The organism is Prevotella sp. CAG:255 (genome assembly GCF_000431195.1).
GTDB classification, from domain to species: domain Bacteria; phylum Bacteroidota; class Bacteroidia; order Bacteroidales; family Bacteroidaceae; genus Prevotella; species Prevotella rara.
In genome coordinates this window covers 77,613-91,925 of record NZ_HF986862.1, presented here as the reverse complement: position 1 = coordinate 91,925, position 14,313 = coordinate 77,613, and the positions used below count along the sequence as shown (strand labels likewise).

At 52.0% G+C, this 14,313-nt stretch carries 10 protein-coding genes; 8 read left to right on the top strand and 2 right to left on the bottom strand.

Translation table 11 applies throughout. From position 1 onward, the window contains the following. Positions 1–592: 592 nt before the first annotated feature. From QVO66_RS13125 to QVO66_RS13100, 6 genes are all read left to right on the top strand, one after another. Positions 593–2,695, top strand: a complete 2,103-nt coding sequence (locus tag QVO66_RS13125) for a pectate lyase family protein (RefSeq protein ID WP_021855960.1) — start codon at positions 593–595, stop codon at positions 2,693–2,695. 879 nt (positions 2,696–3,574) lie between these two features. Then, positions 3,575–4,042 carry a ribosome assembly cofactor RimP gene (rimP, locus tag QVO66_RS13120; RefSeq protein WP_021855958.1) on the top strand — a complete coding sequence of 156 codons (468 nt, stop codon included), beginning with the start codon at positions 3,575–3,577 and terminating at the stop codon, positions 4,040–4,042. A gap of 97 nt (positions 4,043–4,139) precedes the next feature. Continuing rightward, positions 4,140–5,408, top strand: coding sequence for a transcription termination factor NusA (gene nusA / locus QVO66_RS13115; RefSeq protein WP_021855957.1), 1,269 nt, complete (start codon positions 4,140–4,142; stop codon positions 5,406–5,408). Between the two features lie 202 nt (positions 5,409–5,610). Then, positions 5,611–8,490, top strand: a complete 2,880-nt coding sequence (gene infB / locus QVO66_RS13110) for a translation initiation factor IF-2 (protein ID WP_021855956.1) — start codon at positions 5,611–5,613, stop codon at positions 8,488–8,490. 183 nt (positions 8,491–8,673) lie between these two features. Continuing rightward, on the top strand, positions 8,674–9,699 hold the full coding sequence (locus QVO66_RS13105) for a porin (protein ID WP_021855955.1): 1,026 nt from the start codon (positions 8,674–8,676) through the stop codon (positions 9,697–9,699). A 110-nt stretch (positions 9,700–9,809) separates the two neighbouring features. Continuing rightward, positions 9,810–10,952 carry a CD0519/CD1768 family membrane protein gene (locus QVO66_RS13100; RefSeq protein WP_193391580.1) on the top strand — a complete coding sequence of 381 codons (1,143 nt, stop codon included), beginning with the start codon at positions 9,810–9,812 and terminating at the stop codon, positions 10,950–10,952. Positions 10,953–11,412: 460 nt separating this feature from the next. On the opposite strand, the gene QVO66_RS13095 is transcribed toward QVO66_RS13100, so the two are convergent. Continuing rightward, a complete protein-coding gene (locus QVO66_RS13095) occupies positions 11,413–11,559 on the bottom strand; it encodes a hypothetical protein (protein WP_288172901.1) in 147 nt (48 codons plus the stop codon). A 111-nt stretch (positions 11,560–11,670) separates the two neighbouring features. Here QVO66_RS13095 and QVO66_RS13090 point away from each other — a divergent pair, with 111 nt between their 5' ends. After that, the gene (locus QVO66_RS13090; protein WP_021855953.1) at positions 11,671–12,141 is read left to right on the top strand and encodes a hypothetical protein; all 471 of its coding nucleotides are present in this window, start codon (positions 11,671–11,673) and stop codon (positions 12,139–12,141) included. Then, positions 12,138–13,388 (top strand): leucine-rich repeat domain-containing protein, encoded by a 1,251-nt coding sequence (locus tag QVO66_RS13085; RefSeq protein ID WP_021855952.1) that lies wholly within the window; start codon positions 12,138–12,140, stop codon positions 13,386–13,388. The genes QVO66_RS13090 and QVO66_RS13085 overlap by 4 nt, the downstream gene beginning before the upstream one ends. A gap of 155 nt (positions 13,389–13,543) precedes the next feature. On the opposite strand, the gene QVO66_RS13080 is transcribed toward QVO66_RS13085, so the two are convergent. Continuing rightward, on the bottom strand, positions 13,544–14,308 hold the full coding sequence (locus QVO66_RS13080) for a LytR/AlgR family response regulator transcription factor (RefSeq protein WP_021855951.1): 765 nt from the start codon (positions 14,306–14,308) through the stop codon (positions 13,544–13,546). Positions 14,309–14,313: the final 5 nt, after the last annotated feature.

Sequence of the window (14,313 nt, the reverse complement as noted above, 5' to 3'; positions counted from 1 at the left end):
CACGCACGATTAACGTGTCAGAATATGTCATCGCTTGTTTCTGGTGTTTTATTTATTGTAGTTTTAATAGGTCTCGGACAAAGGACGTCAATCTTAAAATCACGTCATGTATGTAAAGTTTTCAAGAACTTGTCAAGGTAAAATGTTTTCTTACAGCAATCAGCTTTTTAACCGTTTATAAAGGCTTATGTTTTTCCTTATGGCAGGTTATTTTATTCGTTGCAAATATAGAAGTTTTTTTATTCTTATCTACAAAATATTATAAAAAAGACTTGCTTGTATCAAAAAAGAAAGTTTTTTACTCAAATTTTAGCGTAGTGTGTTGTGAATTCTTAAAAAATATTGACTTACAATTTTAATATATATATGTATGTTTTGCTTGTTTTATATGTTAAATGACTTGTTGACGTGATGCCGACGTTTAGTTACATTTTGTAGCTGATGAGGCCTTATTTCATTTGTAAAATGATTTTTGTGTATAGCATTTTGATATCTTGGCAGGGTGTTAGGCGATAAATGGTTATATTTGCTCTTGATTTTAATCAAGTCTTGCGAAACGCTTTACCTTAATAATTATAAAGAAAAACAAACGATGAGAAAACTTTTACTTTCACTTTTATTTGCTGTCGCGGGCGCTCCCGCATGCGTCATGGCTCAGCACGGGCTAGTGGGCTTTGCCAACTATGCCGACCTCGGGCTGCGCGGAACCACCGGAGGGGCCGGCGGAAAGATTGTGCATGTAACTAACCGCGCCGACTTTGAGAAGTATGCAGGTGCAGAGGAACCTTATATAATAATACTGGATGCCGACCTGAAGGGCTTTTACGACTACAGCACCGACCCTAAGCAGAAGCACGACGTGGTGTCGGTGGCAAGCAACAAGACCATCATTGGAGGAGGCAGCGGCGCAAGGCTCGACAGTCTGGGACTTGACATCAAGGACCGGCAGAATATCATTATACGCAACCTGAAGATATCGAAGGCCGACCCAGACGCCATTGCCTTCAGAAACAGCCACCACGTGTGGATTGACCACTGCGACCTTTCGAGCCAAAAGGAGGAGAACGACGCCAACGACGGCCTGCTCGACTTTACCTACGGCTCGAGCTATCTGACGGTGTCGTGGTGTAAGTTTCACGACCACGACAAGTCGTCTATATGCAGCTCGGGCACGCGTAACATTGCCGACTACGGCCGACAGCGCGTAACGTATCATCACAACGCGTTCGTCAACTGCACGCAGCGCAATCCGCGCATAGGCTACGGCCTGGGCCACATCTTCAACGACTATAACGAGCGCAACACGTCTTATGCCATAGGCATGTTTGCGCGTGCCGTGGTGAATGTGGAGAACTGCTACTTCAAGGACGTGAAGACGCCGTTCAGCCAGATGTACGCCACGAGCGAAGACGACGCCTACTGGGGATTCCTGAAGAGCGAGGGCAACGTATTTGAGGGCAGCAGGGGCGAGGGCAACAGCAGCGGATTCGACGTGAGCCGCTACTATCAGTATGACTTCGCGATGGACGATGCGCAGAGCGTTCCGGGTCTGGTGGCTCAGATGGGCTGCGTGGACGGCATAGAGAGCGACATCATTCCCTTTCCGGGCGACGGCGCAATAGGCGTTGTCAGAGGTACGCAGATAGCCTGCGGCGACATAGAGGGCGCCACGGGTTATATATATAAGGTGGGCACTTCGCCCGATGCGCTCCAGCAGTGCGACCCTGCGGCGCTCGAGCTGCAGCCCGCCACGACATACTATTGGCAGGTTACGGTAGACGGCGGAGAATATTCGGGCAAGACCTCGGGCGTGTTCCGCTTCACCACTGCACCGGCCGAGGCCACATATCCCACGCCCTTTGACGGCGAGCAGCACGCTTCGCTGCGCGAGGTTGACGGCTCCACGTCGCCCTGCGTGCCGCTGAGCCTGCGCTGGCGCGAAGGCTTCGATGCTGAGGGCTACACCGTGTATATGGGCACCGACAGCAGTCTTGACGACGCCGAGGCCAATTATGTCGAGACGGAGGAATGGCAGCCCGGCAGTCTGCGCTACGGTCAGACATATTATTGGCGCGTCGATGCCACCGCCGCCGACGGCTCTGTGGCTACGGGCGACGTGTGGAGCTTTACATCGGACATAAGCCATGCACATGAAGGGCGAAACGAGGTGGAGCATGCCGTAAGGGGAGCGCTGTGCTTCCCTGAGCTCGACAACCAGCCTTCATGGATACTTGCCTCTAACGACTCGTGCAACGTGGGCGATCAGGGCCCCGGCTACATGAGCTTTGTGTGGGTCGGCGAGGCTGCCGAATACGACATCACTACGGCCTACTTCGACGAGGCTTCGGGGCAGGGATGGTTTGGCCTGTACGTTGGCGAGGAACTGAAAGACCAGTGGACGGCAAAGGCCAACAACAACAAGATGGCCACACGCGTTACCAGAAACGTGCCTCTCTATGCCGGCGATGAGCTTAGACTCGAGTTCTACACCAACGGCAACATGCGCTGCCGCACCGACTATATCGACATAGCGCCGTCGTCAGGCTCGTCGGGCATCGAGGACATAGAGGCCACGGCACAGCAGCAAGTGCGCATCTACTCGCTCGACGGCCGCTATCTCGGCAGCGACATCGGCAGGCTCGGCAAGGGCATATACATCATTAACAACCGCAAGGTGGTTATATCAGGCAGATAACTGCATGCAGCGGCAGCAGTGCCGTGGCTCTCTGTTTCGCATCTCGGTCCCGCAGGGGTAGGGCGCGGGGCGGTCGGAGCAACGGCTATGCCAAACATCATGACATGGATTGTGAAACCATGTTTTTAACATTCTAGCAAATTTTGTTAACACTTCGTCTCGGCTTAAAATAGAGACGGAGTGTTAATGTTTTTAACCTTTCACCCCGTTTTTTTGCTCTTTCCGTCCGCTTTCATGCCTTCTTCATCGCCGTTTGCCGCCTTTCATGTTGCAAAAGGTATCGTTTTGCATCGCAGAACATGGCCTTTTATGCCCCGAAACATGTCCTTTTGTAAGCCGAAAAGCCTTGTTTTGGCAGCCGTTTTGCTGTCGTTGAATTGCCGGTTGAATGTAACAGCTTGACATACAGTGTGATATAGAAATGCCGGTTTTTACGCTTTTCTCTGTCAAACGCTTGCCGCTCTTGCAATATTTCCGTTTTAACTATTCTTAATTAACATAATTAACGATATTTTACTTGCATCCGTCCCTGTTTCCGTCCCTGTCCCTGCGGCTCTTCGCCGCATTGCTCTGCATGCTCATGAGGCAGCCTTTTCGAAGGTCGGCCGGCTGCGCCTTGTGGCTTGCTTAGGGCGTGTCGCATAGCCGTCTTTGCCGCCCCCGTTTCATGGTTGCCCGTGCTTATTCGCCGGCATGCTTATGCCGTAGGTAAGAGAGGCCGAATGTTGCCATAAAGTCGCTTTCTCTATAAATATTGTATTACAAACTGCATAAAAACCGCAAAATATTTGCTAACCTGCGATTTTATTGTTAATTTTGCAGCGTTCAGTGGAATGAGGGGCTTTACGAAGTCCCTCATTTTATTTTAAATACCCGTTTATGATAGACAAAAACGTAGTAAAAAATTTAGTTGACGAGTGGCTTAAGGACAAGGAGTATTTCCTGGTAGACATCGAAATCAGCCAAGACGACAAGATTGTAGTTGAAATTGACCATGCCGACGGTGTGTGGATTGAAGACTGTGTGCAGCTCAGCCGCTTCATTGAGGACCATTTGAGCCGTGATGAAGAAGACTATGAGCTCGAGGTGGGCAGCGCCGGGCTGGGACAGCCCTTCAAGGTGCCGCAGCAGTATGTCAACTTTGTCGGAAAGGAAGTTGAGGTTCTCGACGCCGACGGCAAGAAGTTCCGCGGCGTGCTCAAGGCCGTTGACGGGCGCAACTTTACCGTAACGGTGAGAGAGAAGGTTAAGAAGGAAGGCTCAAAGCGCCCCGTGCTGACAGACGTAGACCACGATTTCAGCATGGACAGCGTTAAGTACACCAAGTATCTCATAAGCTTCAAGTAGGAGCAGCGCGCCCCGTGGCGCCGATATGTGCATGAGCCTAAGGCGGCACTGCCGCCCTGACAGATGATAATAATAAAATAAAAATATACAGACAGCTATGGTAGCAAGAAAGAAAGAGGAAGAAACCGTGAGCATGGTTGACACCTTCAAAGAGTTTAAAGATACCAAGAATATCGACCGTACCACTCTGATGAGTGTGCTGGAAGAGAGTTTCCGCAACGTTATCGCGAAGATTTTTGGCAGCGATGAGAACTTTGACGTTATTGTCAACCCCGATAAAGGCGACTTCGAGATTTACCGCAACCGTATTGTTGTGGCCGACGGCGAGGTGAAAGACCAGAACAAGGAGATAGCCCTCAGCGACGCAATAAAGATTGAGCCCGACTATGAGGTGGGCGAGGAAGTGAGCGAGAAGGTTGACTTCAGCAAGTTTGGCCGCCGCGCCATCCTTAACCTCCGCCAGACCCTCGCGTCAAAGGTGCTCGAGCTTGAACACGACAGCCTCTACAACAAGTATAAAGACCGCGTGGGCCAGGTTATCGCCGGCGAGGTATATCAGGTGTGGAAGCGCGAAGTGCTGCTCGTTGACGACGAGAACAACGAGCTCATCCTGCCCAAGTCGGAGCAGATACCTCACGACGTTTACCGCAAGGGCGAGACCGTGCGCGCCGTGATCAAGGAGGTGAACAACGAGAACAACAACCCGAAGATCATACTTTCGCGCACAAGCAACATGTTCCTTGAGCGCCTGCTCGAGGCTGAGGTGCCCGAAATAGCCGACGGACTCATTACCATAAAGCGCATTGCCCGCATGCCGGGAGAGCGCGCCAAGATAGCCGTTGAAAGCTACGACGACCGTATAGACCCGGTTGGAGCCTGCGTAGGTGTTAAGGGTAGCCGCGTTCACGGCATCGTACGCGAGCTGTGCAACGAGAACATCGACGTTGTTAACTACACTGCAAACATCAAGCTCTTCATCCAGCGTGCGCTCAGTCCGGCAAAGATTTCGAGCATCAACGTTGACGAGGAGAACAAGAAGGCAGAGGTTTATCTCCGTCCCGAAGAGGTGTCTCTGGCCATCGGCCGCGGCGGTATGAACATCAAGCTTGCCAGCATGCTTACCGAATATACTATCGACGTATTCCGCGAGCTCGACGAGAGCGAGGTAGACGAGGACATCTATCTCGACGAGTTCTCTGACGAGATCGACCAGTGGATCATCGACTCTATCAAGGGCATTGGTCTCGACACCGCCAAGGCTGTGCTCAACGCTCCGCGCGACATGCTCGTAGAGAAAGCCGACCTCGAGGAAGAGACCGTTGACAACGTGCTGAAGATACTCAGAGCCGAGTTTGAAGGAAATTAAGTAATTCATAGTTCATAATGCATAATTCATAATCAGGCCTCCGGGCTTTTGGGTTGGCATTATGAGGCTTTGGCCGCCGGACGGGCGCCAGTGGCGTCCGCCGGGCACAGATGCCAATTATGAATTATACACACTGGTGATATTTTACGAATTATGAATTATTAAACAAATTTCGGCAACAGCCAATTACTTAATTAAGAAAATGAGCATAAGATTAAATAAAGCAATACGAGAATTGAATATAGGACTCCAGACCGCAGTTGAGTTCCTGAGAAAAAGAAGTGACCTTGGAGAGGTCAAAGAAGAACTGAGCTTCAAGCTCAGCGACAGTCAGTATAACGCACTTGTTGAGGCTTTCAAGTCGGACAAGGAGGTGAGAAGCCAGGCCGAGAAGCTGTTGCTCAAGCATCCGAAGGAGAAGAAACGCCAGTCGGACGGCAACAAGGAGCGCCGGGCGGACAACGCTGTGAGAAGCGTAAAGCCGCAGAAATATACACCCCTTGGAAAGATCGACCTCGACAGCCTGGGCAAGAAGCCTGCCGCCAAACCGGCGGCGCCGGCCGAAAAGCCGCAGGAGGCTGCCGTTGCAGAACAGCCTAAGCCCGAGGTGAAAGAGTCTGCTGCCGCTACGGTGCAGGCCAAGAGCCAGGAGCCTAAGCCCGAACAGCCGGTTGCGGCGGCTGAAAAGAAGCCGGCAGAGCCAGCACAGCCCGCAGGCAATACTACAGCTGTTGTCGAAGAGAAGAAGACTGAGCCTGAAAAGGTTCAGCCCGAAGCAAAACCCGAGGCCAAGGCCGCAGAGCCGCAGGCACAGCAGCCGGCAGCACCCGAAAAGCCGGCAGAGCCGGAACCCGTAAAGGAAGAGAGCAAAATCTTCACACTGAAGAGCGAGAAGAAGCTCGCACCGAAGGTGAACGTGCTCGGAAAGATTGACCTCGACTCGCTCAACCAGAGCACCCGTCCGAAGAAGAAGACCAAGGAGGAGCGCCGCAAGGAGCGCGAGGAGAAGGCCATGCAGGCTCATCCCGACGGAAAGAAGAAACGTTCGCGCATAACCAAAGAGCGCGTAAACATAGACCAGGCCGTTAAGCAGAACAACAACGGCGGTGGCGACAGCCACGCAGACAAGGGCAACGCCAAGAAGAAGAACCGCAAGCGCAACCATAAGCCGCTCGAGGTTAACGAGGAAGACGTTGCACGTCAGGTAAAGGAAACTCTGGCACGACTCACCAGCAAGGGCCAGAACAAGAAGGGAGCCAAGTACCGCAAGGAGAAGCGCGAGGCCGCTCAGGAGCATCTGAAGGAGCAGCGCGCCGAGGCAAAGGCAGAGAGCAAGACGCTGAAGCTTACGGAGTTTGTAACCGTGAGCGAGCTTGCGAGCATGATGAACGTATCTGTAAACCAGGTAATCGGTACATGTATGAGCGTAGGCATCATGGTTTCTATCAACCAGCGACTCGACGCCGAGACTATCAACCTTGTTGCCGACGAGTTCGGTTTCAAGACAGAGTATGTAAGTGCGGAAGTTTCTGAAGCTATAACCGAGGAGGAGGACGACGAGAACGATCTCGTGCCGCGCGCTCCTATCGTAACAGTGATGGGACACGTAGACCACGGTAAGACATCGCTCCTCGACCATATACGCAACACTAACGTGATTGCCGGTGAGGCAGGAGGCATCACGCAGCACATCGGAGCGTATAACGTTACGCTTGCCGACGGCCGCAAGATAACCTTCCTCGATACCCCGGGACACGAGGCCTTCACCGCCATGCGTGCCCGCGGAGCTCAGGTAACCGACATCGCCATCATCATCATATCTGCCGACGACAGCGTCATGCCTACCACACGCGAGGCCATCGCTCACGCTCAGGCAGCCAACGTTCCGATGGTGTTTGCAATAAACAAGATAGACAAGCCGGGAGCCAACCCGGACAAGATACGCGAAGACCTGGCCAACATGAACCTGCTCGTAGAGGAGTGGGGCGGTAAGTATCAGTGTCAGGAGATAAGTGCCAAGAAGGGCATCGGCGTTGACGACCTTCTGGAGAAGGTGCTTCTCGAGGCAGAGATGCTCGACCTCAAGGCCAATCCTAACCGCAAGGCTACGGGCAGCATCATCGAGTCGTCGCTCGACAAGGGCCGCGGATATGTGTCTACGGTGCTTGTAAGCAACGGAACACTGCGCGTAGGCGACAACGTGATAGCCGGAACAAGCTACGGCCGCATCAAGGCCATGTTCAACGAGCGTAACCAGCGCATCGAGAAGGCATCTCCCGCAGAGCCGGCCATCATTCTCGGTCTTAACGGAGCGCCTACAGCCGGCGACACCTTCCATGTGCTTGAGACCGAGCAGGAGGCACGCGAGATAGCCAACAAGCGTCTGCAGCTGCAGCGCGAGCAGGGCTTGCGCACACAGAAGCGACTCACCCTCAGCGACATCAGCCACCGCATTGCCCTCGGTTCGTTCAAGGAGCTTAACATCATCGTCAAGGGTGACACCGACGGTAGTATCGAGGCTCTTAGCGACTCGTTCATCAAGCTCTCTACAGAGAAGATCAAGGTGGACGTAATCTACAAGGCCGTAGGTCAGATTTCAGAGAGCGACGTTACGCTTGCCGATGCTTCTGACGCCCTCATCGTGGGCTTCCAGGTTCGTCCTTCGGCAGCAGCCCGCAAGCTTGCCGACCAGGAAGGCGTTGAAATCAACACCTATTCGGTTATCTATGATGCCATAGAAGACGTCAAGTCGGCTATGGAAGGTATGCTCGAGAAGGTCAAGAAGGAGGTTGTTACCGGTCAGGTTGAGGTTCGTGAGGTTTACCACATCTCTAAGGTCGGAACCGTTGCCGGAGCTTATGTTACCGAAGGCAAGGTTCACCGCACCGACAAGGCGCGCGTCGTGCGCGACGGTATCGTGGTTCATACCGGCGAGATCAATGCCCTGAAGCGCTTCAAGGACGACGTCAAGGAGGTTGGCGTCAACTTCGAGTGCGGTATCAGTCTGGTCAACTTCAACGACATTCAGGTGGGCGATATCCTCGAGACCTTCATGGAGATTGAGGTTAAGCAGAAGCTATAACATAACGAGTGATTTTTCTTTCACAAATAGATTCTTCATTATGCGCCGTTCCTTTTAAGGGGCGGCGCTTTTTTGTGCCGTGAAATTTTATTCATATTTAATTCACTATTATTTTGCGCCATACACTATTTATACTATATTTGCACTCGTTTAATGCGATTAACCTAAATTCTGATATAATAAATGAAAAAGCTTATCGGTGCCGTTTTGTTCGGTGCGTGTGTCCTGACCGCCAATGCGCAGGACGAAATACTGAGGCTGAAGATGCTTACAAGGGTCGACTACCAGAGAGAATACATCAACGGTGAGGCCATACACGACAACTCCGGCTTTAAGGGAAAATATCTTATGTTTGCCATAGACGGAAAGATAGACGAGCATTTCTCTTATGCCTATCGCCAGCGTCTTAACGTGGGTCATTCAGACATGAGCTTCTTTGATGCTACTGACTGGGCCCGCGTAGTATATACTCCCGACGGCCAGTGGGAGTTCTCGGCAGGTAAGGATGTCGTGGCAGTGGGCGGATATGAGTATGACAAGAACCCCGTGGACGTCTACGCAGCATCTGAATACTGGAACAACATATCGCCCTTCCAGCTCGCGGCCACTGTCAGCTACACCACGCCAGGCAGGCACAGCAAGTTTATAGCGCAGTGCAGCCAGAGCATCTACCGCTCCAATGCCCCCGACATGTATTCGTATAACCTTATGTGGATAGGCAACCACGGCTGTCTGGGCACGATGTATTCGGCCAACCTTGTTGAATATATGCCCGGCAAGTATATCAGCTATCTTGCTCTTGGCCATAAGCTCACACTCGGCAAGCTGTGCATCGAGGCAGACTTCATGAACCGCGCCTCGTCGGGGCACACATTCCTGTTTAAAGACTGCTCTATAATGGCAGAGCTTGCCTATCGCCCGATAGAGAAGCTTAATCTGCTCGGCAAGGTTACTTACGATGTAAACCATACGGGCAAGGATGCCGACTATTCGGTGTACGACGGCACGGAGCTTACCTCAGTTGGCGGCGGCGTTGAGTTTTATCCGCGCGACAACATCCGCCTGCACGCCATGTATGCCCATACGTTCGGCACCAACGGCAATCCCGAAGGCACCATGAAGCCCGGACGCGACTATATGAGCGTAGGCCTTACGTGGAACGTCAACCTGCTTAGCCTGAAGAATCCCTGGAAGAAAGACGACAACTAAAGACCGTTCTTTCTGACTGTTATACTGTCGTCCGGCTGTCCTGACACAGCGGCATGCAGCCGGACGCCTTGCAGAACAAAAGATATAACTTAACCTTAATAACTGCTATGATGAAGACAATGTTAAAGAGAGTCTGGCAGGCCATACCGAGCGGAATAGTCTGTCTGTGCGTAATTTTTGCGCTTTTCGGTTACATCGGTTCAATCATGGGTGTGCCCAATATGCTTAACACCATAATGAAGACCGCCCACGACCTTCTGCTCAACACCGTGTTTTATCTCATGGGCATCTGCGTCATCACGGGTGCCATAGGCCGCCTGTTTGTTGAGTTTGGCGTGGTGAGCCTGCTCGAGAAGCTGCTCCGCCCGCTCATGCGTCCGCTTTTCAATCTGCCCGGAGTGGCATCGCTCGGAGCCGTAATGACCTTCCTGTCGGACAATCCGGCCATCATCTCGCTGTCGCAGGACAAGCGCTTCAGCAGTTATTTCAAGAAATATCAGTTTATCTCGCTCACCAACTTCGGCACGGCCTTCGGTATGGGTCTGCTCGTCATGGTGTTCATGGTGGGGCAGGGCTTCTACATCGAGCCTCTGATAGGCCTCTTCGGAGCCTTTGTCGGCTGCATCGTGTCCACCCGCCTCATGCAGCGCAAGATTCTGAAGGCATATCCGCAGTATGCCGAAGAGCAGGTGTGCGACCCGCATGAGGTGGAGGAAGAGGAGCAGAAGGAAGAGCAGAAGAGCCTGTTCCTGCGCACGCTCAACTCGCTTCTCGACGGCGGACGCACCGGTGTAGACATCGGCATAGCCATCATTCCCGGTGTGCTCATTATATCTACGCTCGTCATGATGCTAACGTTCGGCGCCGGAGCCAACGGCTACGACGGCTCGCCGTATCAGGGCGTAGAGCTTCTGCCGTGGCTCGCCAACAAGATCGACTTCCTGTTTGCGTGGCTCTTCGGCTTCAACGACCCGCATCAGGTGGCATTCCCCATAACAGCTCTCGGCGCCGTTGGAGCGTCGCTCGGCCTTATACCCGGCTTTATGAGCGCCGGATGGGTAGACGGCAACGCCATAGCCGTGTTCACAGCCATCGGAATGTGCTGGAGCGGATACCTCAGCACACATACAGCCATGCTCGATTCTCTCGGCTATCGCGAGCTGACGTCAAAGGCCATTGTGTCGCATACCATCGGCGGCATTGCAGCCGGCATGGTGGCGCATTGGACTTATGTGCTTGTGATGCTGATATAAAAAAGTTTTGATAAAAACTCGTCACTCGTCACATCTCCATGTATCATTCTGATTATCAGCAGTATAAGGTGTGACGAGTTGAAAGCCCCACTCATCACGCGTGACGAGTGGGATTTTTAACTCGTCACGCTCTATGGCGTTGACATACAGACGGTTATGTCTGTTTGTGACGAGTGATGAGTTTTTAAGAAAAATATTTGTGCGCGTTTAATAGTCTGTCCTTTCCTAAGTTTGGTTGATTTCAGACGGTCTTTTTCCTTATAAAAGTTGATTCCGGTTATACTTTATAACTGTTATTGGTTGACTCTACTTATTATAAACCACAAGCCTTTGTTTATACTTTCAGCCTGACGACACACCTTTCGCATTATAAAATGCCGTCTTTTACATCATAAAAGGCCACGTTTCGCATTGCGAAAGGTCACATATTGCAGCCTTATTTGCCGTCTTTTACCTGTCGTTATAGTTCATCCTCAATAGCTTTCGTCAGGCATGTTTTAGTTGCCGCAATTATGTTGCCACCGTCCATGCGTTTTCTGCCGTTGCCTGTTTGATGACGAGCGGCAATCCGGCCGGGCAAAAATTCTCTTGGCTTAAACCATGTCATGCCTTTTTGTGCCTTATGCCCCATATTCCTAGTTCGGTGTCTTAAAATCCCAGTTCATCGTTTATTTGTTTTATTTATGCTTGTGTATGGCTAACTTTGTGAAAAAAAGCAATGAGAAGAATATTAACCTACACAATCACGCTTATGATGCTGTGCATCACGGCAGGTAAGCTCTCGGCGGCTCCGCGCGAGCTGCGCATCACTGACGGCAGCAACAGTATAACATTGGCTTTCGACAGCGAGCCCACGGTTACGTTCTCAGAGACGGCACTTGTGGTTACGGCAGGCGAAAGCACGCTGGAATATCCGCTGACATCTACAGTGACCTTTGATTTTGTCGATGCCTCAGGCGTCAAGTCAGTAACCGCACCCGACGTGCGCTTCTCGTTCAGCTCTTCGGCAATAAGCGTCGAAGGACTTGCAGCCGGCGAGGCCGTGGCCGTCTACACCTATGGCGGACAGATGGTTGCCCGTGCCGTTGCCGACAACGGCGGCAGCTGCACCATCGATGCCGGCACGCTGCCCAGACAGCCCCTTATAGTAAAGACAAGTAAAACCGCATATAAAATAATATTAAGATGAACACCATGAACAGAATAATGTCAGCATTCCTGTTGACGGCGGCTGTATGCATGCCTGCCATGTCACAGACAGTTACGGTATTCCAGAAGAACGGCGAAACCGTGAAATATAAAGTGAGCGATGTAGAGAAGATTGTCTTCGAGGGAGAGAAGCCCGTCGACGAGACCAACCTTCTGAGCGAGAAGTATGTTCCGTGTGAGGCCTTCCGCAACTGGATAGACCAGAACCTGGGCGACGGCAGCGGATATTATTCGCTCGACCAGGCTGCCGCTTACGACGGCACGATAGACATAACCGGACTGACCGACATAACCGACATAACGGGCATTGAACACTTCACGTCGCTTACGCGCCTTGTCAGCGAGAACGTAACCTTCCCCGACTTTGACGTTGCGGCGCTTAAGAACCTTACATATCTTAAGATTGTGAACAACTCAAAATGCACCACGCTCGACCTTTCACAGCTTGTCAAGCTTGAGACAGTCAGTCTGTCGCACGACGCCCTGACAACTCTCAAACTGGGCAACAACAGCGTGCTGAAAACTCTTATCTGCGACACCAACATGCTTCAGGATATAGACCTCACGGGATGCACCTCGCTCGAATCGTTCGTGGCTTCGTGCAACAACCTCTCAAACCTCGTGCTGCCCGACTCACCGCTCAAGACGCTCGCCATACATACCAACAGCAACATAAGGTCGATAGACGTAACCAAGGTGAAGCCTACGCTCGAGCTGCTTAACGTCAACGCCTGCGGACTGACAGAGTTCGACCCGACAAACTGTCCTAAGCTCGACTGGCTTGAGTGCGGACAGAACAATCTGAATACTCTCGACCTTTCAGGCTGTCCGCTGCTTACAAGCGTGCGCTTCGATAACACTTCCATAACCGAGGTAAATCTCTCTGAGTGTGTCAAGCTGCAGGGTGTATATTGCGAGTATGCCAAGCTGAGCAGGCTCGACCTTTCGAACAATCCCGACGTTAACGAGGTAAACGCCATGGGCAACGGCCTGACAGAGATAAACGTGAAGGGCTGCACCAACATGGGCTACATGAACCTGAGCGAGAATAAATTTAAGCAGGTGGACATAAGCGACTGCAAGAACATCTGGCTGTTCTACTGCAACCGCTGCACGACGAGTCCTGAAATCAAGGTGTGGAAGGAGTTCGATATAGAGAATGCCGCAACCAACGGATTCTACTGCGACAACGGCAAGTTTGTCTATGAGTTCAGCTCAGAGCAATAGGCCGACAGCACAGACGGCCATCAGATACGGCAATCGTGATTAAGTGACAGATATAACAGCACTTTAGAAATGTTTGGATTTTGATTAGTAAAGACGAATCATGGGCTTCGTGTCAGAAAGGTCCCGGGCGGCAACGCTGTCCGGGGCTTTTGGCGTTATCGGCCCAGCCACGACAGAAAGTCGGCGCGGCGGGCGGCACTTACGCACACCTCGCGCTCGTTGCCCATACATTCAATCTTAACCTTCAGCTTGCCCTTGAACCATCTCGACACCTTCGTCACAGCCTCTATCGAGGTTATCACGTCTCTCGACACGCGGAAGAAGCGCTGCGGGTCGAGCTGGTCGTCAATCTCGTTGAGGCTTCTGAACGATGTTATGTGTTCCTTGCCGTTGGTGCATACGGCATATACATACTTGTCTTCGCTCAGGAAGAAGGCCACGGTGCCGATGTCTACCGACTCAAAGCGGTCGTTGATTGATATGAGCAGGCGGCTTATGTAGTTCTTGCGCTGAAGCGAGGCTTCGAGCCTTGTGAGGGTTTCGGCGGCTAGCCGCTGCACGCGGCGCTCTATCTTCTCAAACTTTATGAAGGCTCTCTCGAGTGCGCCCGCCTCAAGCGGCTTCAGCAGATAGTCGATGCTGTTGAGCTTGAAGGCGTCGAGCGTATACTCGTCGAAAGCCGTGATGAATATCACGGGAAACTCCGCCGGTATCTTTCTGAATATGCTCAGCGACAGGCCGTCGTCGAGCTCTATGTCGCACAGGGCGAGTCCGATGTCCGGATTAAGCTCAAACAGCCTGCACGCCTCTTCCACGGTTGATGCCGTGAACGCCAGGTGCCATTCGGGCCGCAGCCTCTCGCACATGGCCTTTATGCGCCGCAGGCTCAGAGAGTCGTTTTCTATTATAACATAATTCATCAGCG

Bases quoted from the DNA above. Each gene is read 5' to 3' on its own strand.
- QVO66_RS13125 (WP_021855960.1), top strand. From the start codon at position 593: ATGAGAAAACTTTTACTTTCACTTTTATTTGCTGTCGCGGGCGCTCCC.
- rimP (WP_021855958.1), top strand. From the start codon at position 3,575: ATGATAGACAAAAACGTAGTAAAAAATTTAGTTGACGAGTGGCTTAAG.
- nusA (WP_021855957.1), top strand. From the start codon at position 4,140: ATGGTAGCAAGAAAGAAAGAGGAAGAAACCGTGAGCATGGTTGACACC.
- infB (WP_021855956.1), top strand. From the start codon at position 5,611: ATGAGCATAAGATTAAATAAAGCAATACGAGAATTGAATATAGGACTC.
- QVO66_RS13105 (WP_021855955.1), top strand. From the start codon at position 8,674: ATGAAAAAGCTTATCGGTGCCGTTTTGTTCGGTGCGTGTGTCCTGACC.
- QVO66_RS13100 (WP_193391580.1), top strand. From the start codon at position 9,810: ATGAAGACAATGTTAAAGAGAGTCTGGCAGGCCATACCGAGCGGAATA.
- QVO66_RS13095 (WP_288172901.1), bottom strand. From the start codon at position 11,559: ATGACATGGTTTAAGCCAAGAGAATTTTTGCCCGGCCGGATTGCCGCT.
- QVO66_RS13090 (WP_021855953.1), top strand. From the start codon at position 11,671: ATGAGAAGAATATTAACCTACACAATCACGCTTATGATGCTGTGCATC.
- QVO66_RS13085 (WP_021855952.1), top strand. From the start codon at position 12,138: ATGAACACCATGAACAGAATAATGTCAGCATTCCTGTTGACGGCGGCT.
- QVO66_RS13080 (WP_021855951.1), bottom strand. From the start codon at position 14,308: ATGAATTATGTTATAATAGAAAACGACTCTCTGAGCCTGCGGCGCATA.